This window comes from Williamsia sp. 1138 (genome assembly GCF_002095435.2).
Taxonomy (GTDB): Bacteria; Actinomycetota; Actinomycetes; order Mycobacteriales; family Mycobacteriaceae; genus Williamsia.
The window spans coordinates 33629-57433 of record NZ_MJEJ02000040.1; the positions used below are offsets into that span (position 1 = coordinate 33629).

A 23805-nucleotide genomic window follows, 5' to 3' on the forward strand; every position below is an offset into this window, starting at 1 on the left:
CAAGGTTGTGTTTGAGGTACGCATCGGTTGGGGTACTCCGGGCAGGCCAGATTCACTACGCGCAGATAGGACCGTGTTGGAGCGAGCCAAACCCAGGTCACGGGTCTCCGACGACTATTCAGATGTGGTCGCGACGATCGGACGCCTGCGGGAGTTGCCGGACGACAGCACGCAGAGTGAGCGCTTGCGCGAAGAGGTCATCACCCGGTGTCTGCCTCTGGCGGAGAACATCGCGCGGCGTTTCAGCGGCCGCGGAGAGAATCACGATGACCTCGTCCAGGTGGCCCGACTGGGTCTCGTCAACGCCGTCGACCGATTCGACCCGGCGCACGGCTCCGAGTTCGTCTCGTTCGCGGTGCCGACCATCATGGGTGAGGTCCGGCGCCACTTCAGGGATGCAGCCTGGGCGACGCGCGTTCCGCGGCGCTTGAAAGAACTCCACAAGTCGATCAGCGACGCGTCCGAGAATCTGTCGCAGAGGCTGGGCCGCTCACCATCGGCGAGCGAGATCGCCGCGGAGCTGGATCTCGATGTCGCCGAGGTGACAGAAGGATTGCTCGCCCGCGGTGCGTACCAGGCCCTCTCGACCGACTCCGGCGCCGCCGACGACGAGATAGGCGCCCCGCTACTGGAGACGCTCGGCGCGGAGGATCCCGAGTACGACCATGTGGAGAGTTACGTGGCGATCAGGCCTGCATTGGCGAAGCTCGGTGAGCGCGAGCGCCGAATCCTGGTGCTGCGCTTCTTCGGTTCGCAGACGCAGACCGAGATCGCGAAGCAGATGGGGATCTCTCAGATGCACGTCTCCCGAATACTTTCGAGCACCCTTGCGAAGCTCCGGGATGAGTTGGGAAGCGATGCGGCGGGTGATGCCAATGTATTTCTGCAATGAGGCGACCGCGTCTCGAGCCACTCCGCGGGCGGTGCTTAGAGCCCGGGGCAGTGGGGTACACGTCCGAAGACCGCACTACGAGAGGGTCGAGTGTATGTCGATCATGACCGATGAGCGGCGGATGCGGCAAGGTATTCTGCCCGCTGAAGGGGGACCGAAGTGGTGATGGGTGGTGTGATGCATATCGACGAGGCCGCAGAGGCACCGGTGAACATTCGTGTCCCGGCCGACAGGTCCCAGGTGCCGATGATCAGGGCCATCGCCGAGACCCTTGCGGTCCTGGCGGACTTCTCGCTCGACGAGGTCGCCGACATCAAGTTGGCGGTCGACGAGGCCGCGATGACGATCATCGCAGGAGCTTCGGCGGATGCTGAGCTGACGGTTGCCCTGACCGCTGCGGATCAGAAATTCCACGCGATCATCCGGTCCTGGTTTCCGGCTGACAACGCGTTGGTGCAGCAGGGTTTTGGTTGGCACGTCCTGCAGACGCTGACCTCTCTGGTCGCGGTGCACGAGGGCGAGACACAGCGAGATGGGCGTTTGGTCGCCATCGAACTGTCGAAGTAGGTGTCGGGCACGCAACTTTCTTGAAGAGTTGCGTCTCCTTTTGTTCGACCGGTGATCCGGCTCAGTCGGGTCGGTGAAGCGACCGCGTGGTCGGTCCTTCGAGAAGTGCCCCGTCGTAGCTGAATCGGGAGCCGTGCAACGGGCAGTCCCAACTCCTCTCGGCGTCATTCCATTCCAAAATCCCGAAGAGGTGGGGGCAGACCGCCGAAACACTGTGCTGGGCACCGTCGACCGTGCAGACACCCACCGGTCGAGCGCCATGCCGACGAACCACACCCTGTCCCTCTGGTGGTGTTTCTCCGCCCGGCAACAGTGACCTGAGCGCAGTTCCCGCCCAGCCCTTGGCCATTTCGAATCCGACCTCACTGTTGATGACCGCTGCAGTCGGTAGCCCGAACAGCTGTTTCGGTCGCGAGGGGTCGAAGACCGGGGCCCACTGTGGCGCGTTGCCCAGGATGCGCCCCGACATCGACAGGGCAGCGGCCACTCCGTTGGTCATGCCCCACTTCGCAAAGCCGGTCGCCACCTGGATGTCTCCGTAGCCGGGCGCGAGCTGACCCACGAACGGAAGCTCGTCGATGGGCGTGTAATCCTGGGCGGACCAGCGAGCCCGCAATCGTGCCGTAGGGAAATGCTTTGTGGTCCAGTCGATGAGGTCGTCGACCAGCGCACGTTCGGAACGCGCCCGGCCTACGGTGTGGCCGGCTCCACCGGTGAGGAGCAGGGGACCGCTCTCGCCGGGAGTCGTCCGTAGCGATCGTGACGGCTTGTCCACCGCCAGATACATGCCCTCCGCGAGGGGTTCGGAGACGTCGAAGGCCGCTGCATAGGATCGCTGCGGATGGAGTCTGGCGAAGAATGCGCCGCGATCGAGAATCGGTGTCCCGGTGGCCAGGACAACAGATTGTGCGCGCACCTCACCCTGCGCGGTGTGCAAGACCTGATCGCCGTGCCTGCGTCGCACGGTGACCACGCGGGTGTTCTCGTAGATGTCGGCGCCGTGGGCGACGGCGTCAGCGATCAACGCGGCGAGCACGTCCATGGGATCGAACTGGGCTTGGTCGTCGAGCGCCACCGCCGAGCGCGCGGGGAACGGGACGTCGAGTCGGGCGATGTGGCGTACGGGCAGGTCCACGCGGCGAGCCGCCCGCAGTTCCTCCTCGACGGTCTTGTCGCCGTCGGCGGACTGGGCGTAGGTGTAAGCCGTCTGGACCTGGTGCGCGACACCCTTGTCGCGGAGGAAGGCGAGTAGCCAGCGCTGCCCTTCGAGGTTCGCGTCGACGTAGGCCCGGACGGTGTCGGCCGACTGTTTCCGGGAGATCATCGACAGTCGGGTCCCCTGCAGCACACTGAGCTTCGCGGTCGTGTTGCCGGTGGCGGCTGCGCCGATGTGGCGTGCTTCGAGCAGCGCGACCCGAAGTCCGGCCCGGGCCAGCAATACCGCCGTTGTCGCGCCGGTGATCCCGCCGCCGACCACGACGCACTCGTAGCGCGAATCCTCCGCCGGTCGTGACGGCGCTTCAACAGGGACCCGGGCAGACCAGAGTGCAGACACGAACGGGCAATACCCTCGCGGGTCGGCACTCAAACGCCCAGCTCACCGAGGGCCGGGGTCCTGCGATTCACTGCCCGCGGCCGATGATCCGGGACAAGAGTGGCTTCAGAACAAGTCCGCCGAGGCGTTCGTAGGCACCGCCGGTCAGCCGCCAGGTGAGGTCGATGAGCCGGCCGTCGAGACCGACCACGATCCGGCGCCGATCCTGGGCAACCCCGGAGAGAATGGCTCGCGCTGCTCCCTCGGGACTCGACGCCGGCAGGATGTCATCGAATGCCTTTATCACCCAACGTTGTACCTGTGTGTCAGGAAAGACTGCGTCCCGGGCGACGGCGGTGTTGACTGCACCCGGGTACACCAGGTGCGCATGGACCCCCGAACCGGAGATCGCGAGTTCGTGCTGCAGAGCCTCCGTGAACCCGCGTACCGCGAACTTCGACGCAGAGTAGGAACTCTGCATCGGTGACGCGACGAGTCCGAAGGCGCTCGAGGTGTTGACGATGTGGCCGCGGTCGCTGCGACGCAGATGAGGCAGGAACGCCTTGGTGCCGTTGAGTACCCCGCCGAAGTTCACATCGAAGACGCGTCGGCCGACGTCGTGGGATTCGGACGCGACATCGATCACCGCCGTCTGTCCGGCATTGTTGAAGACGGCAAGAGGAACCCCCATCGTGGCCACCACGTCGTCGGCGAAGGACGAAACCGCATGCCGATCGGCGACGTCGACAATCGTCGTGGCGACCCGACGAGCCCTGGAACGGCAGAGGGCGGCGGTTTCCTCGAGGCCGCCGGGGTCGATGTCGCAGAGAGCAAGCGCGGCACCCGACGAGGCCAACTGCTGCGCGAGGGATCGGCCCATCCCGGAGCCCGCCCCGGTGACCACGACAGTCTGGTCGTAGAACAAGGTGCGGGCGGCGTCGGGAGTGCGGTGACGGGGCATCTGGTGGGTATACCCAGTGTTCGGTGTTTAATCGCGGCGCACTCGGCTACCCAGGCAGGTATGACAACCTCTGACGCCGTGGTGATCGGTGCCGGGCACAACGGCCTGGTCGCCGCAGCCAACCTGGCCGACGCGGGATGGGACGTCACCGTCCTCGAAGCGCAGCCGCACGTCGGAGGTGCCGTGCGCAGCGCTGAGCTCTTTCCCGGCTACACCAGCGATCTGTTCAGCGCCTTCCACCCCCTCGCCGTGTCTTCGCCGGCGTTCCGGGAACTCGACCTCGAGTCGTATGGGCTGCGGTGGAGTCACGCACCCATTCCGTTCGGTCATCCGGCCGGACCGGGCGACAGGGACGCGGTGGTGGTCCACCACGATGTCGCCGACACGGCAGCGCACTTCGCGCAGTACGACAAGCGGGACGGCGAGACCTGGTTGCAGCTGGTCGAGCAGTGGCAGTCGGTCCGATCGGCCGTGATCGACACGCTGTTCGGCCCGTTCCCGCCGGTGCGCGGGCCGGCGGCCCTGCTGCGTGCCCTCGGTGTCGGAGGTTCTCTGCGCTTTGCGCGCTTTCTGCTGTTGCCCGCGAACCGGATGGTCACCGAACTGTTCCACAGCGAACAGGCGCGCCTGGCGATCCTCGGCAACGCGATGCACGCGGACATCCCACTCGATGCGCCCGGCAGCGGCGTGATGGGCTACTTGCTCACGATGCTGGCTCAGGACACCGGCTTCCCCGTGCCGGTGGGAGGAGCCGGAGCCCTGACCGACGCGCTGGTCCGCAGATGTGAAGCCGGTGGCGTCCGGATCGTCACCGACTGCCGGGCGACCGGAATCGACGTCGGGTCCGGGAAGGCCACCGGCGTCCGGACGGCAGATGGGGAACGATGGGGTGCGCGGCACGCCGTGATCGCCGACGTGGCGGCGCCCACGCTGTACCGGGACCTGCTACCCGCAGACGCGGTACCCGCCCGGGTGCTGGCCGATCTCGAGAACTTCGAGTGGGATGCCCCGGTCGTGAAGGTCAATTACGCCCTGGGCGACAAGATTCCCTGGAACTGCGCCGATCTCGGACGAACAGGTACGGTTCACCTCGGTGCAGACCGGCGCGGCATGATCCAGTGGATGGCAGACCTCAACACCGGCGTCGTCCCGCAGACGCCGTTCCTGCTCTTCGGTCAGATGACCACTTCTGATCCGAGCCGCTCTCCGGCCGGAACCGAAAGCGCCTGGGCGTACACGCATCTGCCCCGCGACGTCGCCGATAGAGAGTCCGCGGAAGTGCTCTCAGGTCGTGTCGACGACGTACTGGAAGCCCATGCGCCCGGTTTCGGTGAACTGATCGTCGGGCGTCATCTGCAAACCCCGGCGGACCTGAGCGCTGCGGACGAAAATCTCTTTGCCGGTGCGGTCAACGGCGGAACCTCGCAGCTCTACCAGCAGCTCATCTTTCGCCCATCCCCGGGGCTCGGGCGTGCGGAAACCCCGGTGGCCCAACTCTTCCTGGGTGGGGCGTCTGCGCATCCGGGTGGGGGAGTGCACGGGACCTGCGGCCGTAACGCGGCGCGGGCGGCGCTCGCCTCCCGAGGTGTGCGCGGACTACCGCGCCGCTTCATCACCGGCAAGACGATCGATCTGCTCAACAACTGACGAAAGGACACCTCATGATCGGCGTGACTCACGAGACCTCTGCGACCCCTGCCCAGGTGTGGTCGATCCTGTCCAACGGATGGCTGTACTCGTCCTGGGTGGTCGGTGCCTCCCGCATCCGCGACGTCGACAGCAACTGGCCCCAGGAGGGCTCGAAGATCCATCACTCGGTGGGGGTCTGGCCCGTCCTGCTCAACGACGAGACGGTCTCGCTCCAGTCTTCGGCCGGACACCTCGAACTGTCTGCCCACGGCTGGCCCGCCGGCACCGCGCGAGTGAAGGTGCACGTGGAGAAGTCGGCCAACGGGTCACTGCTGACGATGGACGAGTTCGCGGAAACCGCGCCCGTGAAATGGATCCCGACCAACGCGCAACGCCTGGCCACGTCCCCGCGGCTCAAGGAGTGTCTCCACCGACTGGCCCTGCTCGCAGAGAACGGCGCCGCCTGAAAACTGCTGCGCCACAAAAGCACACAGTTCAGTCATATGCACACGTTGAAAAACGTGTGCATATGACTCGTTGGGGTGTATTTGTAGGAGATGCGATCAGAACCAGAGCGCGGTGGCGTTATCGGCACCCACCTGCCGGGCCACCGAATCGGGAAGTCCGTCGAGTACCTGCGCAGCCTGCACACTGCGGTCGCGCACGATCGCGGGGTCCGCGACGGTGTCCGAACCCAGGACGAACCGTTCCGGATGACGGCAGATGAGGTCGCGCCAGTCGTCCCGCAGGGTGCCATTCGGAACGATCGAGTCGAGCAATACCCAGGACAGTTCGACGGTGAGATTCGGATTGTCATCGACCAGTTTCTCCACGAGATCCAACTGGTCATCGGGACGGACGCGGCGGGAGACCCCGGCATGGCACCACACGATCGCGGTCTGTCGATGTCTGGAGATCGCGTTCTCGAATGGTTGGACATACTCGTGCGCTGACGGACGACCGGCTGAACTGGAGTCGTGATGGATGGAGATCGGGACGTCGTGCTGCGCGCAGAAATCGAAGATCCCGTCCATCGCGGCGTGGTCGGCAACCGGTGTCTCGCCCAAGGTGAGGTTCGTCAGATCGTCGTGGCGCAGCAACACTTCACCGACACCCGCCCAGCGGTCTGATCGGGACCACACCGCGTCGAGGTGATCGACCGCGAGCCGGTCCGTCGGATCGAAGCCGCAGATCAGTGGTGCGACCGGCATGCCTGCGTCGTCGAAGCCGGCCGAGGCATCGAGCACGAGAACGTCTGTCAGAGAATGGTAGTGGCAGGGTGCGTTGTCATCGAGGTAGTAATCGGGCTTCATCGGCTCGGCGGTGGACCACTTCTTCTTCAGCGGCAACCCGAAAACAACGGCCCGATCGGCGCCGCCCTGCCTCAACGCGTCGATCAGATCGTCGATGGGAGCCGGTCGCTGTAGGAAGTCCACGAGATGGACGTGGGTGTCGGTCCAGGTCATCCGCACGCTCCTGACGATTGTTCTGTAAACCCATGCGCTCCAGGCAAACCCAGGTTCTGCAATACCTGGTTTTGCCTGAAGCCGCTGGGTTTGTGTGCGAGCTAGTCGATCTTGGCGCTACGGAGTTCGTGACCCTTCGACGTCAGGCACCGACCACTGGTCAGGTCCCACGACCAGCCATGCAGATTGCAGGTGAGCTTCTCTCCCTCGATGACCCCGAACTTGCTCAGATCGGCTTTGAGGTGTGGGCACCGGCGCTGAATTTTCCAGCCGTCCTTCTCAATCGACGATGAATCATCGTGCGCTTCGCTGAACCAGCCGTCCGCGTACGCAATTCGTTCGTCGGTCAGGCACTTGAAGAAGGTATAGAGGAACTCGTTGTACCCGCCGATACGCCAGGTGGTGAAACGGGTCGAGAGAAAGATCGTGTTGACCCAGTCGGGTTCGTTGTCGCGCAACACGGTCCGGACCAGTTCGGGTGCGATCCGGAAACCGTAGCGGTACTTGCCCTCTTTCTCCTTGGGCTCGCGCACGGTGCGGTTGGGGAAGTCGAGGACCACGGTCTCGTCGCCCATCACCAGACCGACCGGGTAGCCGATGCCGTCGCAGATCAGATCGCTCTGGGCCATGATCGGCTCGAACAGCTCCTTGAGCGGGGCCAGCAGCGGATCACCCTGTGCAGGTGCCCACGTTGCCTTCTGGGCGGCGATCACCGGCGCGAACTTCTGGGCCATCTTCTCCAGGTACGCGGCCTTGTTCTCCCCGAACACCTGCTCCGGCGGGTATGGGTGTGAGATCTCGTTCAGCTGAGATCCGGTGAGGTCGACCGTCGACCCGGAGACCATCATCAGTCCGCGATGCTTCACGCCGTCGTCGGTGCCGTGTTCCTTCATCTGATCGAGGAAGGTCTCCTGGTCAGGGAAGATGCAGGTGGGATCGTTCTCGATGTCGTTGAGGTAGCGCAGTTCGTCGTCCAGGAACATCGGCGGGCCTGCCGAGGGCACGACCCAGGTGGCGCCGACCTGCTCGATGTACGACCGCGCACGGTCCATGCCGCGCTGCCGCTTCTGCGCGGCGAAGTTGGCTTTCGATCGCTTCGGGATGTCGTAGACCATCGGGTACCAGATGGCACCCGAGTACTGCAGCAGGTGGATGTCGATGTGGCCGAACTGGTCGGCGATGACGTCGAGGTCGACCGGCCGGGCGTCGTTCATGTTGAAGACGGTGGTCTCGCCGTCGCTGACCACCAGGCCGCTGTCGCCGATGGGTCCGTCTGCCGGCGCCCGCAGCGCGACGATCATGATCTCGAGGCTGCCCTTGTCACCTGTGACCGTCGTCTTCACCGAATCCTCGGTCTCGACGAACTTGTGGAACCCGAGCTTCTCGAGCTCGCGCTTGAGGTCGGGGACCGGGTAATCGGGCAGCAGCACGGTGGTGTCCTTGTTCACGTGATCGCGCAGGTTCTGCTCGTCGAAGTGATCGCGGTGCAGGTGACTGACGTACAGGTAGTCGCAGTTGCCCAGCGAGGTCCAGTCGAGTTCGGTGTTGTCGGGGAAAGGCACCCATGAGGCGAAGTACGCAGGGTTCACCCACGGGTCGCACAGAATTGATCCTGCTGCTGTCTGGATATGGAATCCCGCGTGCCCAACGCTCGTGACCTGCACGTGTTGCCTCCAAAATTGTGGTGCCTAGAACGTCCACCAGAGTATCGACCAGTTGATGGGAGTCGGGTGTCAGCCAACGCTAAGCTCGCAGCATGGAACCGGTCTACGACACTGTCATCGCCGTCGCACGTTCGCTGTGGGCGGCTGAAGGACTGAAATTCACGGTGTCAGGGGTCGAGAACGTACCGAAGACCGGAGGCGCGGTGATCGCGGTGAATCACACCGGATACCTCGACTTCACCTATGCCGGATTACCCGCGTTTCTCCAGGGCAAACGCAAAGTCCGGTTCATGGCGAAGAAGGAGGTCTTCGACAACAAGATCAGCGGTCCGATCATGCGCAGCCTCAAACACATCCCCGTCGACCGCGCGGCCGGGGCCGACAGCTATCGCGCCGCGGTCGAATACCTGCAGCGTGGCGAGCTGGTCGGTGTTTATCCCGAGGCCACCATCAGTCGGAGCTTCGAGATCAAGGCCTTCAAGTCCGGTGCCGCCCGGATGGCGCAGGAAGCGGGGGTCCCGATCATCCCGACCGTGATCTGGGGCGCGCAGCGAGTGTGGACGAAGGGCCACCCCAAGCGGCTGGGAAGGACCAACACCCCGATCTCGATCGGCGTCGCAGAGCCGGTCGAGTCGAGCGGCGATCCGGCCGAGGTGACTTTGCGCCTACATCAGGTCATGAGTGAGCAATTACGCACTCTGCAGGAGACGTACGGCCCGTATCCGCCCGGAGCGTATTGGGTTCCTGCGCGCTTGGGAGGCGGTGCACCGACTCTCGAAGAGGCCGACCAGATGGATGCCGACGAGCAGGCGGAGAAGGCAGCGAGGCGAGCTGCGGCAGCGAAGGACGGACAGGCCGGCTGACCCCTCGAGCCGACCGGGCTCAGTCTTCGACAGGCTGGGCGAGGTTCCATTCGAGGTTGACGATGGTGCCGTCGGGACCCGGCTTGATCCGGGGGTGGTCGGACAGCGCCTGCATCAGCGGGATCCCGCGTCCGCGCAGCCGGCTGGTGGTCGGGGCCGGCTCCTGCCAATGACCCTGGTCTTGCACAGTGACATGAAGTTGCTGGTCAGCGGGATGATAGGTGGCGCGCAGTGTCATCGTGCCCGGATCGTCACGATCGGCATACGCGTGCTCCACTGCGTTCGCCAAGGCCTCGTAGGCCGCGAGTGTGATGGCGTCCGCGCGGTCGCCGGCGCTGGGAACGTGCTGCGCCAGCCACTCCGCGAGGAGCTGGCGCAATTGTGTGGCCGACATCGGATCCGCACTCACGTCGGAATACGTGAGATGCAGGCCCTCGGTCGGCGAGTTGGTCATGATTAAATCGGCACCCACGCACCACTGGTACCCATGAGCAGCTCCTTTTATGCGGAGTACGGATCGTCACGTTCTTCGGCGAACTCAACAGCAGCTTCGTCCACGGTCGAATATATGGTGATCGTTTCATCCAAACCGACCAGCCGCATAGGCCGCGCGGTGGCCGGACCGTCTGCGACGACACCGAATCGGCTCGTCGGCGCGATGTTCTCATGTGCCGTGACCAGAGCAGCCATACCGGCCGACGACAGGAAGTCGACCGCGGTGATGTCGATGATCAACGCCGCCGGAACCCCGCTCATCGCCTCTCGAACCGCGTCCGCCAATTGCGGCACCGTGAGTATGTCGATGCTGCCCCGGACGGTCAGCACGACCAGACCGCCGGTGCGGTCGGCGGCGATCGTCAACCCGCTGCCCGGGACGTCTTTGCTGTCACGGACGGTCGGTGAGAGCCCGTCGATCGAATCCATCGATACCCCCCTGCTCGGCTGGCATGTGCACAACACGTCCGCCGACGAGGTCGCGCCGAACGCACGCGGCTGCTAGTTGAACCGGCGAACTCCATATTTGCACATTCTGTGTGCCCGTCGACCAGATGGTGATCTTTGCCGTGCGCGCGGACGGTGGGCTGCGGTCGCCGAGGAACCCCACGAAGGTGACGTTGCGTCGAACCCGCTGTGCGAGTGCAGAACTCGATGAAAAAAAGTTGCGCGCAGGTATTGGCAGTCCAAGGCGTCGAGTGCTAAAAAAGTAATCGCACAGTGATTGGTCGCCCGCCACGGTGGCGGGCCCGAGTGAGGAGATGGAGGTGGGTTGCTGTGCTGCGTTTCGACCCGTTCAGTGATGTGGATTCCCTCGCCCGAGGTCTGCTGGCCGGTCAGCAGATCGGTTCGACGAGGACGCCCCGTTTCATGCCAATGGACCTGTACAAGGTCGATGACCACTACGTTCTGACCGCTGACCTGCCAGGAGTCGACCCGGGTTCGGTCGACGTGAGCGTCGACAACGGGACCCTGACGTTGACCGCCCACCGGTCGTCGAGGTCGGAGGAATCGGTCGAGTGGCTCTCCAGCGAGCGCTTCTACGGCTCCTATCGGCGCCAGCTCACCCTCGGCGACAACATCGACACCGCAGGCATCAGCGCCGACTATGCGAACGGCGTGCTGACAGTGACCATTCCGGTCGCGGAGCGGGCCAAGCCGCGACGAATCGAGATCGCACACGCCGACACGATGCGGTCCATCGATCCGGTCTCGACGTCTCCGGACTGACCTGTGCCCGAAAGCTGTTGATGTTCGGCTGTTTCGGTACAAGGTAGGAGGTGAACGATTGGAAGAGAACTCTGCTGTGGTCTGGCCTGATCCGAGTCCCCTGCAGGACTGGTGGTCCGAGGTCATGTCTGCACGCTCGAAGTGAGAACGCGCGGAGACGGGTTCTTTGCCGCTGAACTAGGCTCGTCGGCATGGAACCCGTCTTCCGGGCACTGGAGATCACCGCCCACGCGCTGACCAAGGCGCAGGGGCTGAAGATCACCTTCATCGACGTAGAGAAATTGCCGGCGACCGGAGGCGTCGTGCTGGCGATCAACCACACCGGTTATCTGGACTTCCTGCCCGCAGCGCTCGGCGTGCAACGTCGGGGACGGCGCGTGCGGTTCATGATCAAGGCCGAGATGCAGAAGATCGCGATCATGCGGTTCCTGATCAAACACACCCGTACGGTGCCTGTCGATCGCGCCGCCGGAGCGCAGGCCTATCTGCTCGCCGTCGAGACCCTCCGCGATGGCGAGGTGGTCGGCGTCTATCCCGAGGCCACCATCAGTCGCAGTTTCGAGATCAAGGACTTCAAGACGGGTGCCGCGCGGATGGCGCTCGATGCCGAGGTGCCCATCGTCCCGGTCATCGTCTGGGGTGCTCAACGCATAGCCACCAAGGGCCAACCCCGCCACCTGGGCCGTACCAAGACCCCGATCATCGTCCAGTTCGGCGAACCCATCCGCCCGCATGCCGGGGCCGGCGACGATGCGGTCGAACTGACAAAACGGCTGCGCACAACGATGAAGCAGCTGCTGCTCGCGGTGCAGCAGCAGTATGGCGAGCACCCGGCGGGCGCCTTCTGGGTGCCGTCCCGTCTCGGTGGTGGCGCTCCGACACTGGCCGAGGCCGACGCCCTCGACGTGGCCGATGCGGCTGCCCGGCGGGACAAACGGCAAGATGGGTGAATGCCGCAACCAGAGTTCGTCGGGCCGCCGACGCTGATCGCCAGTGATGTGGACGGCACACTGATCGATGACAACAACGTCGTTCCGGAGCTCGTCCGCACCATGATCAGCAAGGCGACCGCCGCCGGGGCCACGTTCGTGATCGCAACCGGCCGCCCACCGCGGTGGATTGCCGAGATCACCGACCAGATCGACGTGCAGCCGCTGGCGGTGTGTGCCAACGGGGCCATCGTCTACGACACCGCAAACGACACCATCCTGCACTCGGCGACCCTCGGTCCACAGGTACTGACCAAGCTCGCCGAGCTCGCGTACGAACAGATCCCCGGTTGTGGGCTGGCCGTCGAGCGGGTCGGCCGCAGTGCCCACGACGCCGCGACCCCTCCGTTCGTCGCGACAGCGGGCTACCAGCATGCCTGGCTCAATCCCGACCACATCGAGATGAACGAAGCAGATGTGTTGTCGGAGAACGCCGTCAAGATGCTGGTGCGCCGACCCGACATGAGCAGTGACGAGATGGCGAGGCGACTGACCGCAGTGGTCGGCGACATCGCCGACGTCACCTTCTCGACCGACAACGGGCTGATCGAGCTCTCGGCCCCCGGGGTCAGCAAGGCCCATGGCCTGACCACTCTGGCCGAGCTACGAGGCCTGCCCGTCGACGCGTCCGTAGCCTTCGGTGACATGCCGAACGACGTCGAGATGTTGCGTTGGGCCACCAGAGGTTTCGCGATGGCACACGGTCACCCCGCGGCGCTGGCCGCGGCCGATGAGGTCGCGCCCGGCAACAACGAGGGCGGCGTCGGACAGGTCCTCGCCCGCTGGTTCTGACCCCCCGGAAGTGGTGGGTTCTGGCGAGCAAACCCGCAGGTCGCGCTCGCCAGAAGCCACCAAGATCGGGTCAGCCGGCGGGCGCTGTGGTGGGTGCCGGTGCCGGTGCAGGGGTACCGCGCTGTTCGTTGTAGCTGTTGGTGAACTCGTCGACGTAGGTCCGCAGCACTTGGACGATCCCGGTGATGAGGTTGAAGAACAGTGTTCCGCCCTGGAACGTCTGACTCACGCCGTCAGGACCCGTGGTCTCAGGCGAGGTCGGCAACCCGAGTGAGGAGTTCTCGAATCCCAGTGCGCCCCAGGCTTTGGCGATGGCGCCCTGGATGACCTGCGCGCCGGTCGCCTCGGACCAGTAGATCTTGCCGTTCTCGAAGTCGGCGTACTTCGCGGTGCCGTCGGGTGTGGTCTGCTCGACGGTCGTCGCGTTGCCCAGGGTGCCGGTGGGTCCGCCGGTCGCGACCCACTGTTGTGCGATGGCGCCCTGATCGGTGGTCGAGAGGACCTCCGGGGCCGGTGCCGGCGCGACGGGCAAGGCGCCCGCACCTGCTGCGATCGCGCGGATCTGGGGCAGCGCCTCGTATCCGTACTGCCCCGGGCAGGCGGTGCTGTAGAAGTCCCGGTGGCCGCTGATGATCGGCAGGGTCGCGGTTTCACCTGCGGCATACAGGCCGCCGTCGAAACCGCGAGAGACCACCGAGCCCGTCCCGTTCGGGTCTTTACCGGCCAGGCGCAGCCGCCAGCCGAGGTAGGTACCGGCCGAGTTGATCATCTCCGGCGTCGGGGCGATCTCGTCGAGGTTACCCATGAGCGACAGGCCCATCGTCTCGTCGTTGAAGCCTCCGGTGTGGGTGCCCTGGACGTTCTTGTCCAGTCCGCCGAAGGTGCCCTCGAAGATCTGGCCGTACTTGTCGACGAGCACGTTGTAGCCGATGTCGCACCAGCCCAACGTTTGTGCGTGATACGCGTAGATTCCGCGCACGATCTCTGCGGACTGCTCGCGGGTGTAGTCGTTGGTGCCTGCGGTGTGGTGCACCACGGTCTCCTTGAGCTCCGGATCGTACGTCGGCTCGGAGCAGCGCATCGATTCGTCGGCACCCCACTGGGCGCGGGTGATGACCTGGGGTTCACCCGTCGGTGCCGGGATTCCCGGGAGTACCGGGGCCGCAGGTGCTTCGGGCGCAAGCGGTGCTGCCGGGTCCACCGGCGCAGCCGGGTCGGCCGGGGCCTGCGCGCCCTCGGCCGAACCTGTGCCGGGTGAGATCAGGGCTGCGCTGAGCGTCGACACCGCCTGCTGCAGCGGGTCGGCGCCAGGGGCTCCGGTCGTGGTCAGCATCGGTTCCTGCTTGGGTGTGAATGCCTGCGGCACAACCTCGCCGGAGGTGACGGTCGAGGTGGGTACCGAGGTGTCGGTGCGTTTGGGTACCGGTGGTGTCGTGAAGGTTGTCGATGTGGTGGGGCCGGTCGGTGATGCCGAGCCGGTCGACTCTGCCGGGCTCGGGGACTGCGCGGGGGCGGTGTTCGTCGCGCCCGGTGCTGCGACGCCGTTGTCGGTGACTGCGATCTGGACGAGGTTCGTGCGGCCGACCCAGACGGGCTCGGTGCCCTGCTTGTTGGGATCCTTTTCGCTGACACCGTCGGCCTTGTCGGCGGAGATCCACGGCCCCCAGGTGCCGTCGGGCTTCTTCGCCCGGACATAGGCGGTGGTGTTCGCCACGCCTTCCCACGTCAGGCCCACCATCGAGAACGGGTTGTCCTGACTCACCTCTTTGACGATCGCGCCCTCAGGGGTACCTGCAGGCGCATCGGTGCTCGGTGACGTTTCCGGTGCGGTGGTCCCCGGCGGTGTGGTCGTTCCGCCGGGCGCGCCCGGTGCGGTGGTCGACGGGAGCGCCGGCAGGAGCTCGGTCGGGATCAGGCCCGGCGGGATCTGCAGCGGGATGTCAGGGAGATCGATGCCGGAGACATCGATCGGCGGAAGGGTGACCCCGGCGTCGGCGAGACCGGACTTGACCAGGTTGAGGACGATCGTCGGTACGTCGTCCAGGCTTACCTGACTGATCGTGGTCGGCGTCAACGCCGACGCGGCGGGTGGCTCACTCGGGTCGACGGCGATCGTCGGCGCGCTGCCGCCGATCAGGACCGCGAGCGGACTCGCGACCACAACGGCGGCAACCGTGCCAAGGATGATCGATGGCTTCGGTCGGCGGTAGCGCACGTGGTTCTCCTTGATATGTCGCACCTGGTGGTTCGTGGTCTTCACCGCCATCGGCCGGGCACGCCGAAGGAGGCGTCCAGGCAGATGTCGACTTCCCCATCGACTTGTCAGACTTCGAAAGCGTGTCCGTTGTGCGGCTCGAAGTCCACGACCCCGCTCGGCGTGGCGTGAAACTTGTGATGCGGTTGTTATCGGGTGGGGCTTATGTGACTCAAATTGAGCCACTACTGTCACTTGAGTCCCACTAGTCACATATCGCGGCTGTCGCGTGCGTGCGTCGACCGTGGGCGAACTCGAGAAGGGACACCCATGCCGCGTATTCCAGGGCTGTACACAACTCGACCCATCGGGGGCCGGGCTGCGTATGGTGCCCGGCTGCGCAGACCGGCTGCTGCCGGGGTGGCCCTGATCCTCGCCGCGGGAGCTGCTGTCTGGGCCGTACCCCAGGCAGTCGATTCGGATGTGTCTCTCACCGTCGGCGGTGAGGTCACGCTGATAGGGCATGGCAACGGGCATGGTCGCGGGATGGGCCAGTGGGGTGCGTTCGGCTACGCAAAACAAGGCTGGACCTCGACTCAGATACTGAGTCATTACTACGGCGGCACCACCGCGGGGAAGGTGGACAACGTCGACGTCTCGGTCATTCTCACAGGTGAGACGTCGGTCAATGTCTTCGCGGACGCCGGTTTGAAAGTTGGTGATGTGGTGGTGGCGCCCGGACAGGCCGTGAGTCTGTCGGGTTCCACCGCCACCATCACCGCCGGATGCGGCGGGGGCGCCGTGCAGTCGGTGGAACTACCGAGGCCATTGGTCTCACCGATCACCCCGGGGCCCTCACGCCCCGGCCCCGAACTCCTCAAGATGTGTGGTTCCAACACGACGTTCCGGGGCTCACTCGGCCTCGACGGAGGGCGCGTGATCAATGTGTTGCCCCTCGACGACTACGTCAAAGGCGTGCTGCCCAGAGAGATCTACCTGAATTGGGCAGAAGAAGGGGGTGCCGAGGCGCTCAAGGCACAAGCCGTTGCTGCCCGCACCTATGCACTCGCCTCGATCGACATCAGCAAACCGATCGACGACACCCAGAACTCCCAGGTCTACGGCGGCTTCGGCGGTGAGGACCCACGCTCGAATGCAGCAGTCGACGCGACTGCGGGCATCGTCCTCAACAAAGCGGATGGCAAACCGGCCTTCACCGAGTTCTCGTCATCCACCGGCGGTGCCACCGACGGCCGTGATTTTCCTGCGGTCATCGATGACGGTGATGCGATCTCGCCGTTCCACGACTGGACGGCAGCGGTCTCCTCCGACAGCATCGCGTCCGCCTTCGGCGTCGGTTCCCTCACGGGTTTCGAGGTCATCGAGGCCTATGGGATGGGCGCCGAGAACGGCCGTGCGGCCAAGGTCCGCATCAGCGGCACCGGCGGCACCGTCGAGGTTCCCGCGCAGGAGGTGCGCACCAAACTCCAACTGCGGTCGTCGTTCTTCTCCGTGCAGGGCCAGGAAACCAAGCCGGCCATCGTGGCGCCGCCGTCCGGCGTCGGGGCCAACGCCCCCGCCGTGCCGGTTCCGGGTGCCGTGCCGGGAATCCCTCCGGTGACCCCGTCCGTTCCGGGCGCCACCGGCGACACCCTGAGCCAGTTGCTCGCACTCGCGGAGGCGGCGATCGGTGGCAAGTTCTCCGAACTCGGTGGTAGCTCCGGCCTGCTCGGGGCGGTCCTGGGACCGGTCGAGGCAACGCCGTCGGGAACGGGTGCGGTACAGCAGTTCCAGAACGGCTCGGTCTTCTTCAGCCCGGAGAGTGGGGCGCATGCACTCGGTGGACTGTCGTTGCTCAACTTCGCGTTGCAGGGCGGGGAAAGCGTGCTCGGCCTTCCGCTCGAGGACTCCCTGAGCACTCTGGCCGGGCCGCTCACGCAGATCTTCCAGAGTCGGTTCGCGAACGGCATCCTCGAGGTCGATCCGACCACCGGACTCGCTACTCGCAGATAGTCCGCACCACATTCAGCCTCATATGACGGCTTCGAGGGCAATGCTCCCTCGACGGTGCCGTGAGGGGATGAATGTGGTGGTCAGTCCCGAGCGGGTCGCGGTCTGAGCAACAGCGGCAGCAGTATTCCGAAGAAAAGGGCAATACCGACCCCGAGCAGCGTCTCGTTGATCCGCTCGAACAATCGGGACGGCGCGTCGTCCGGATTGGAAAACCCGAGCAGCATGATCACGAAGAACGTGGTGAACGCCGGCGTGACATAGAACCTCGATCCGTGCGTCGCCGATGCGAGCGACAACGCGAGAAGGAACACTGCCGCGAAAACAGCTGCGGGCGGTCCACTTTCGATGAGCAGGAGCGCCACCGCACCGCCGGAGACCACCGAAACGACGCGACCTGTCATACGTGCGAGCTGTACGTCGCGGACCGGTCTCATCACCATCAGTGCTGCGGCGCACGCCCAGCCGACGTGGTCGAAGTCGAAGACGAACCCGATGGTGGCGGCGAGCGCGCCCGCCGCTCCGAAACGCAGCCCGTAACCGAGGCCGGGCGACCCCGGGGGCTGATCGCCGGCGGCCGGTTCGCGTTCGGGTACGGCCATGGCGCACAACCAGACCAGTACCGAGCCGCCGACAAAGAGTGCTGTCAGCTCGGCGGACTCGCCGACCGTGTCGTAGCTGAGCCCGACACCGACCATGGGTACGGCGAGCGTCATCAGGAGTCCGCCCAGCCGGGCGAACCGGGCGGTACCCGCCAGCAGCACCGCTCCGACGGCCAGCCCGAAGATCACCGGCACGGCCACCACGGGTAGTGGTGCCACCAGTGAGCCGAGCATCATCGGTAGCCCGATGAGCAGTCCGGCGAGCAGCAGGACGATTCGTTGCCTGCGCAGCGGCGCGATCCCGACGATGGCGGCGGGCAGTACCCCGACCCCCAGCGCCGCGGCCGCGGCGATGTCCGAGAACGCCACCACCACAGCGGGGATCGCTGCCACCGCGCCGACGATCGCCGCGGCCGGGTTCCAGGCGAACCACCGCTCACCCATCAGCAGAGGCAGAGCCCGGCGGACTTGAGCCATTCGGCAAACGCTGCCTGATCAGTGCTGTCGGTCATCCACCAGGTGACGGTGCCGTTGCCCGGCGAGTACACAATGTACGCGACCGTGCCGTCGTCGAAGGTGTCGAAGTACGCATACGTCGTATCGCCGTCGACCACCCGCGAATACAGCTCAGAGGTGTTGCTCGCGGCATGCTCCTCTTCTGCGAGGGCCTTGATGTCGGTGTCGGCGACGACCTCGATGAGTCCGATCGCGCTGGCGGGAGCGCCGACCGTGCCCTGGCCGGCAACGGCCGGCGTCGGTTCGCAGAAGATGCTCGCGAGTGCGTAATCGATGCTGTCGATGGATACGCAGGTATCGGTCTCGACGAGGTCGACGTTGGCGTCCGCCAGCGCTTGTTCGTCGGAGTTCAACGATGCATTGGCAGTCGAGGTGTCGGTGGTCGGCTCGACCCGTTCGGTGGTCGTTGCGGACGACGACGTGGACGGCTCGGACGACGCGGTGGGGCCGGGTCCCGGGTCGTCGTCGCCGGAACTCGCGAGAGCCACTCCCAGGATGCCGGCCACGATCAACACCACGACCGCCCCGATAGCGATGATCGCGATGTTGCGATTGCGGTTCGGGTTGGGTGGTGTCGGGTTGTGCGGGTTCGGGGCCCCGCCGGCGGCGTACTGGGATGCCGCGGCGTACTGGGGCGAAGGCCCCGAGGCGTACGACGGCTGCCGGCCGTACGGACCGGGTGGAGGCATCGGGGGCGGCGTGTTCGGCCCGCCTCCCCAGGCCGGTGTACTCGACGCGGGCGTCGGTGGCGGCGTCGGCGCTCCCCAGGGGGCCGGCGGCGGCGTGGCGGGCTTCGACAGCGGCACCGGGGCGACGGGTGGTACCGAGGGTGTCGGTGCGCCCACGGCACCACCTTCGTTGACGATCGCCTCGAGCGCACCCAGTGCAACAACGGTTTTCGGATTGTCGAGGGTGGCGACGGTACCGAGTTCTCCGAGTCTGCGGTGCACCAGCGGCACCCGGGAAGAACCGCCGGTCAGGTAGAGCTGCACGTCTGTGCCCGCACCCGCCCGCGCCAGGGTGCGGGTGGTCAGATCGACCACGGAGTCGACGTTGTGGGCGATCAGTTCTTCGAACTCGCCGCGGGTGAGCTCGAGGATCGCCTCGTGGCCACCGGCGCTGATGTTGATCACGGCGCGCGGCGACTCCGACAGCAGCTCCTTGGCCCGCCGGATGTTGTCGTCGACGGCGCGCTTGGTGGTCAGGTTGGCGCCGGTGCGCAGGTATTCCAGCAGGTCCGGTGCCCGCGAGGTGAGCTGCTTGTCGACCCACCGCCGGATCATGGCATCGAGATTCTTGCCGCCGAGTCCGTTGTTGCCGTCGTGCGCGATCAGATCGATGGGACCGCCGTCGCCGGAAGCGGGGTTGCCGGAGGCGATCTTGACGACTGCGACATCGCACGTGCCGCCGCCGTAATCCACCACCGCGACCGTCTGCCCGGGCTTTGACACGATGGTCGAGCCCGGGTCCGCGGTCGCCCGCGTGTAGTGGGCGATGGCGGCACGAGGTTCGGAGATCAGTGTGACCGCACCACGATCGAACCCGATCAGTTCGGCGGCGCGGGTCAGGACATCGATCTCCTCCGGGGACCAGGCGACCGGATGGGTCAGGATGAGCCGCGCCGGCCGGGTGCCGCCGCGCCGTTCCGAGGCGCGGTTCAGGGCCGAATTCAACACGGCTGCAATGAGATTCTCGAGCGGGAGGTCGAGGTTTCCGACGGGTACCGTGCCGGCGGCGATGTGGCGTTTCGGGTGGGTGATGAAGGCGGCAGGGTTGTTGGTCGCCTGGTTCACCGCCGCCTCTCCGACCACGATGTTGCGGTAGGAATCGGCATACACCGAGGAGGACATGATGTCGCTGGTGTGCGACAGCGGCACCACCTGCGGGGCACCCGAGCCCGGCTCATAGGAGGCGGCAGCCGTATTGGAGGTGCCGAAGTCGATCGCCAGCCACCAGTGCATCGACATCGGTGCAGGTCCTTTCGTCTTGTGTGGAGAGTGGTTCGAACCGAGGTGATCCGGGAGATGGGACCCCGCTGCCGCCAACGTAGTTCATGCTCGTTGTCAGAGGATCTGGAACCCGTCGGGGATGCCGTTCTGGTCGACGTCGGAGATCGCGAAGTCGTGGGACCCGTCCTGGTCGATGTCGGCGAAGACCGTGTCTGCGGTGCCGTCCTGGTCGAGGTCGGACATGCTCGTCTCGCTGAATCCGTCACCATCGGCGTCGTAGGCGATGGTCTCGACCTCACCGTCCTCGGTGAAGTCCTGGACGATGGTGTCGCCGAGGCCGTCTCCGTCGGTGTCGAGCAGGACGGACTCGTCGTAGCCGTTGCCGTCGTAGTCTGCGTACTCGATGACCGTCGGGCCTGTCGTCTCGGTCGGTCCCGCCGTCTCGGTGGTGGAGGGATCGGTGGTCGAGGGATCGGACTTGATGGAATCGGACATGGTCGGTGCTCCTCGGTTGCTCTCTGCTGCGATGGACTCGCGGTGTCGTCAGTAGGAGAGCCGCCGGGCCCGAAATGTTCCCGGGTTGCGCGTGATGTCTACCGGTCAGACGACGCCGGTGTCGCCGGAGCCCGGATCCACCTCGGTCCACTCGCCTGTGCCCGGATCGTTGACGTAGGCATTGTCGATGTCGCCGTCCTGGTCGACGTCCACGAATGCGACATCGGCGCTGCCGTCGGCGTCCTCGTCGACCACTACGGTGTCGGCGTTGCCGTCGCCGTCGGTGTCCACCGCCGCCGTCTCGAAGTAGTTGTCACCGTCGGTGTCGTAGGAGAGGGTGTCGATGGCGCCGTCCTGGTCGGCATCGGAGGCCACGACATCACCGACGCCATCACCGTCGACATCGACCAGGGCCGAGTCCACGACCCCGTCACCGTCGTTGTCGAAAACCTCGAGTATCGCGGCGTCGGTGGGCTCGGGGGTGTTGGGATCGGTCATGTCCAGGCTCCTTGAACTCGGGTGTCACCATCGTCGTGGCACGCAGCTTGCTGACAAGCACACTCCGGTTCCGCGGCCTGTGCGCGGGAATCGGTGAAAAGTTTCGCAGGAGTTTTCCCGGCTGCCGACGACAACCAGACCGCGCCGGCACCCGGGGGGAGGTGCCGACACGGTCTGGGGGCTTACAGCGGGCGTCTTACAGGGCGCTGGTGTCAGGGGTCTCGACGCTGGCGGGGTCGATCTCGGTCCACTCGCCGGTGCCGTCGTTGACGTAGGCGCTGTCGATCTCGCCGTCCTCGTTGTCATCGACGAAAGCGATGTCGTGGGTGCCGTCTGCGTTCTCATCGAAGTAGACGGTGTCCGCCTCTCCGTTCTGGTCGGTGTCGGAGATGGCGGTCTCGTAATGGTTGTCGCCGTCGGTGTCGAAGGCGATCGATTCGGCTTCTCCGTCCTGGTCGTAGTCCTGGACCATGACGTCGCCCGTGCCGTCGGCGTCGATGTCGACGAGTGCGGATTCTTCGGTGCCGTCGCCGTCCACGTCGAGTATGTCGAGGACGGTGGCGTCTTCAGAGATCTCGGGCATCGTGTTGTCGGACATGGTTTCTCCTTGTTTGTTGTGGATTGGCCGCAAGCTGTTGTGGCCGGGTTGTTGTTGATAGGAGGGGCGCAGTCCCCACAAAGTTCCCGGGGCCCGAGAATTCCTCGAAAAAGTTTCGGCGAATAGCATGAGCGCCGGGGCAAAGCAGGAAGCGGACAGATATGACATCGAACGACATGGTCGACCCGGAGCCCGGCGAGTTCACGTTTGCTCCGCTGTCGCCTGCGGGTTTCCTCACCCGGGCCGCTAAGGCCTTCGCCGACCGCATCGCCGTCGTCGACGGCGAGCATTCCTTCACCTACGCAGAGCACCACCGTCGCGTACTGGCGCTGACCGGAGTACTGGGCGCGGCGGGCGTCCGGGCCGGCGACCGGGTGGCGGCGTTGTGTGCGAACAGTCACGTGATGCTCGAGTTGCACGGCGCGATCCCGCTGCACGGGTCGGTCCTGGTGCCGTTGAACACCCGGCTCTCGGTCCCGGAGATCAGCTACATCCTCGAGCACAGCGGGGCGACGATCTTGTTCGCGACCGAAGAGTTCGCCGAGACCGCGGCTGCGGTGGCGGACGCCGCAGGTATCGACCTGGTGCTCGCCGGAGCCGGCGGTGATTACGAGAAGCTGCTCGCGGATGCGCCGGGGCCGGTGCTGCGGGACCCTCATGAGCGCGGGCTCCTCGCGATCAACTACACGTCAGGGACCACCGGGCGGCCCAAAGGGGTGATGTATCACCACCGTGGGGCCTACCTGCAGGCCGTGGCGATGGCTTACCATTCCCGGCTCGACCCTGCGTCGAAGTATCTGTGGACGTTGCCGATGTTCCATTGCGACGGATGGTGTTTCACCTGGGCGGTCACCGCCGCCGGTGGCACCCATGTCTGTCTACGGTCCATCGACACCGCCGAGATCTGGCGGCGGCTGCGCGAAAGCGGTGTCACGCACTTCAGTGCGGCGCCGACGGTGCTGACGATGATCGCCGAGGATTCGGCTGCGGCGCCACTTGATCGCGCGGTGGCCGTGGGTACCGGGGGAGCTCCACCTTCACCCGTGCTGCTCTCCCGGATGTCTCGACTGGGCATGGAGGTCACCCACCTGTACGGGATGACCGAGACGTTCGGGCCGATCATGGTCAACCAGTGGCAACCCGAGTGGGATGAGCTGGAACGGGACGAGGTCTCGGTGCTCAAGGCCCGGCAAGGGATCGGCAACATCGTCGCCAGACCGGCACGGGTGGTGACGCCTGAAGGCATCGATGTGCCCGCCGACGGAAACACCATGGGAGAGTTGGTGGTCAGCGGAAATGACGTGATGCTCGGCTACTACCGGGACCCGGATGCCACCGCTGCAGCCACGATCGACGGGCATCTGCGGACCGGTGATCTGGCCGTGATGCACCCTGACGGATACGTCGAACTCCGAGACCGCAGCAAAGACGTCATCATCTCCGGCGGGGAGAACATAGCCTCCGTCGAGGTCGAGCGGGTTCTCGACGCCCATCCCGATGTCGTGGAATCGGCGGTCGTCGGACGCCCCGACGAACGCTGGGGTGAGGTACCGGTCGGCTATGTCACGATCCGGGCGGGTCGGGATCTGAGCGCGGAGGAGCTGATCGATTTCGCGAGAACACGTCTCGCGCGTTTCAAGGTCCCGAAGGAGATCGTGTTCACCGAACTCCCGAAGACATCGACCGGGAAGATCCAGAAAAACGTCCTGCGATCGGGACTGCGCTGAGTCGTCGACCCGTTCAGGGCGGTCGGATCGGGGCGATTTCGGTCTGAAACCTCACGGTGGCGCCGCAGGTCACGTAGATTTACTCCCGCCACGAACTTCGCCTTTCAGCTCTTCGACTCACTTCGTAGAAGTGC

The 23805-nt window shown here is 65.4% G+C and carries 22 protein-coding genes; 10 read left to right on the forward strand and 12 right to left on the reverse strand.

Translation table 11 applies throughout. From position 1 onward, the window contains the following. The first annotated feature begins 124 nt into the window (after nucleotides 1-124). Nucleotides 125-892 (forward strand): SigB/SigF/SigG family RNA polymerase sigma factor, encoded by a 768-nt coding sequence (locus BH683_RS11215; RefSeq protein WP_281492299.1) that lies wholly within the window; start codon nucleotides 125-127, stop codon nucleotides 890-892. Nucleotides 893-1069: 177 nt separating this feature from the next. Beyond that, nucleotides 1070-1459 (forward strand): ATP-binding protein, encoded by a 390-nt coding sequence (locus BH683_RS11220; protein ID WP_143696044.1) that lies wholly within the window; start codon nucleotides 1070-1072, stop codon nucleotides 1457-1459. Nucleotides 1460-1520: 61 nt separating this feature from the next. On the opposite strand, the gene BH683_RS11225 is transcribed toward BH683_RS11220, so the two are convergent. Both BH683_RS11225 and BH683_RS11230 read right to left on the reverse strand, forming a co-directional pair. Next, nucleotides 1521-3014: an FAD-dependent oxidoreductase gene (locus BH683_RS11225; RefSeq protein ID WP_084836353.1), complete on the reverse strand. Its 1494-nt coding sequence runs from the start codon at nucleotides 3012-3014 to the stop codon at nucleotides 1521-1523. Between the two features lie 67 nt (nucleotides 3015-3081). Next, entirely contained in the window at nucleotides 3082-3954 is an 873-nt protein-coding gene (locus BH683_RS11230) for an SDR family NAD(P)-dependent oxidoreductase (protein WP_084836354.1), read from the reverse strand. Nucleotides 3955-4014: 60 nt separating this feature from the next. On the opposite strand from BH683_RS11230, the gene BH683_RS11235 reads away from it, so the two are divergent. Further along, nucleotides 4015-5601, forward strand: coding sequence for an NAD(P)/FAD-dependent oxidoreductase (locus BH683_RS11235; RefSeq protein ID WP_084836355.1), 1587 nt, complete (start codon nucleotides 4015-4017; stop codon nucleotides 5599-5601). Nucleotides 5602-5615: 14 nt separating this feature from the next. Then, nucleotides 5616-6050, forward strand: a complete 435-nt coding sequence (locus BH683_RS11240) for an SRPBCC family protein (protein ID WP_084836356.1) — start codon at nucleotides 5616-5618, stop codon at nucleotides 6048-6050. 96 nt (nucleotides 6051-6146) lie between these two features. On the opposite strand, the gene BH683_RS11245 is transcribed toward BH683_RS11240, so the two are convergent. After that, nucleotides 6147-7049: an amidohydrolase family protein gene (locus tag BH683_RS11245; protein WP_084836357.1), complete on the reverse strand. Its 903-nt coding sequence runs from the start codon at nucleotides 7047-7049 to the stop codon at nucleotides 6147-6149. Nucleotides 7050-7150: 101 nt separating this feature from the next. Further along, nucleotides 7151-8713, reverse strand: a complete 1563-nt coding sequence (locus BH683_RS11250; protein WP_084836358.1) for a Rieske 2Fe-2S domain-containing protein — start codon at nucleotides 8711-8713, stop codon at nucleotides 7151-7153. Nucleotides 8714-8805: 92 nt separating this feature from the next. On the opposite strand from BH683_RS11250, the gene BH683_RS11255 reads away from it, so the two are divergent. Further along, nucleotides 8806-9576 (forward strand): lysophospholipid acyltransferase family protein, encoded by a 771-nt coding sequence (locus tag BH683_RS11255; protein WP_084836359.1) that lies wholly within the window; start codon nucleotides 8806-8808, stop codon nucleotides 9574-9576. Between the two features lie 19 nt (nucleotides 9577-9595). On the opposite strand, the gene BH683_RS11260 is transcribed toward BH683_RS11255, so the two are convergent. Continuing rightward, a complete protein-coding gene (locus tag BH683_RS11260; RefSeq protein WP_084836360.1) occupies nucleotides 9596-10030 on the reverse strand; it encodes an ATP-binding protein in 435 nt (144 codons plus the stop codon). 47 nt (nucleotides 10031-10077) lie between these two features. Continuing rightward, nucleotides 10078-10500, reverse strand: coding sequence for an STAS domain-containing protein (locus BH683_RS11265; RefSeq protein ID WP_084836361.1), 423 nt, complete (start codon nucleotides 10498-10500; stop codon nucleotides 10078-10080). 348 nt (nucleotides 10501-10848) lie between these two features. On the opposite strand from BH683_RS11265, the gene BH683_RS11270 reads away from it, so the two are divergent. From BH683_RS11270 to BH683_RS11280, 3 genes are all read left to right on the forward strand, one after another. Next, nucleotides 10849-11301 carry an Hsp20/alpha crystallin family protein gene (locus tag BH683_RS11270; RefSeq protein WP_084836362.1) on the forward strand — a complete coding sequence of 151 codons (453 nt, stop codon included), beginning with the start codon at nucleotides 10849-10851 and terminating at the stop codon, nucleotides 11299-11301. 191 nt (nucleotides 11302-11492) lie between these two features. Beyond that, nucleotides 11493-12251 (forward strand): lysophospholipid acyltransferase family protein, encoded by a 759-nt coding sequence (locus BH683_RS11275; protein WP_084836363.1) that lies wholly within the window; start codon nucleotides 11493-11495, stop codon nucleotides 12249-12251. Further along, a complete protein-coding gene (locus BH683_RS11280; RefSeq protein ID WP_084836364.1) occupies nucleotides 12252-13082 on the forward strand; it encodes a Cof-type HAD-IIB family hydrolase in 831 nt (276 codons plus the stop codon). It begins immediately after the preceding gene. A 70-nt stretch (nucleotides 13083-13152) separates the two neighbouring features. On the opposite strand, the gene BH683_RS11285 is transcribed toward BH683_RS11280, so the two are convergent. Next, entirely contained in the window at nucleotides 13153-15297 is a 2145-nt protein-coding gene (locus BH683_RS11285) for an N-acetylmuramoyl-L-alanine amidase (RefSeq protein ID WP_246833322.1), read from the reverse strand. Between the two features lie 309 nt (nucleotides 15298-15606). Between BH683_RS11285 and BH683_RS11290 the strand changes: the two genes are divergently transcribed. Next, nucleotides 15607-17289, forward strand: a complete 1683-nt coding sequence (locus tag BH683_RS11290) for a SpoIID/LytB domain-containing protein (RefSeq protein WP_084836365.1) — start codon at nucleotides 15607-15609, stop codon at nucleotides 17287-17289. An 80-nt stretch (nucleotides 17290-17369) separates the two neighbouring features. On the opposite strand, the gene BH683_RS11295 is transcribed toward BH683_RS11290, so the two are convergent. The 5 genes from BH683_RS11295 to BH683_RS28665 form a co-directional block, all read right to left on the reverse strand. Further along, on the reverse strand, nucleotides 17370-18365 hold the full coding sequence (locus tag BH683_RS11295; RefSeq protein WP_084836366.1) for an FUSC family protein: 996 nt from the start codon (nucleotides 18363-18365) through the stop codon (nucleotides 17370-17372). Next, on the reverse strand, nucleotides 18332-20371 hold the full coding sequence (locus BH683_RS11300; protein WP_084836367.1) for an Hsp70 family protein: 2040 nt from the start codon (nucleotides 20369-20371) through the stop codon (nucleotides 18332-18334). Before BH683_RS11300 ends, BH683_RS11295 begins: the two co-directional genes overlap by 34 nt. Nucleotides 20372-20467: 96 nt before the next feature. Next, nucleotides 20468-20848 (reverse strand): hypothetical protein, encoded by a 381-nt coding sequence (locus BH683_RS11305; protein WP_084836368.1) that lies wholly within the window; start codon nucleotides 20846-20848, stop codon nucleotides 20468-20470. Between the two features lie 105 nt (nucleotides 20849-20953). Further along, the gene (locus BH683_RS28660) at nucleotides 20954-21346 is read right to left on the reverse strand and encodes a hypothetical protein (RefSeq protein WP_084836369.1); all 393 of its coding nucleotides are present in this window, start codon (nucleotides 21344-21346) and stop codon (nucleotides 20954-20956) included. Nucleotides 21347-21542: 196 nt separating this feature from the next. Beyond that, complete coding sequence (locus BH683_RS28665) at nucleotides 21543-21944, reverse strand: hypothetical protein (RefSeq protein WP_084836370.1); 402 nt, start codon at nucleotides 21942-21944, stop codon at nucleotides 21543-21545. 161 nt (nucleotides 21945-22105) lie between these two features. Between BH683_RS28665 and BH683_RS11320 the strand changes: the two genes are divergently transcribed. Next, nucleotides 22106-23671 (forward strand): AMP-binding protein, encoded by a 1566-nt coding sequence (locus tag BH683_RS11320; protein WP_246833323.1) that lies wholly within the window; start codon nucleotides 22106-22108, stop codon nucleotides 23669-23671. Nucleotides 23672-23805 lie beyond the last annotated feature (134 nt).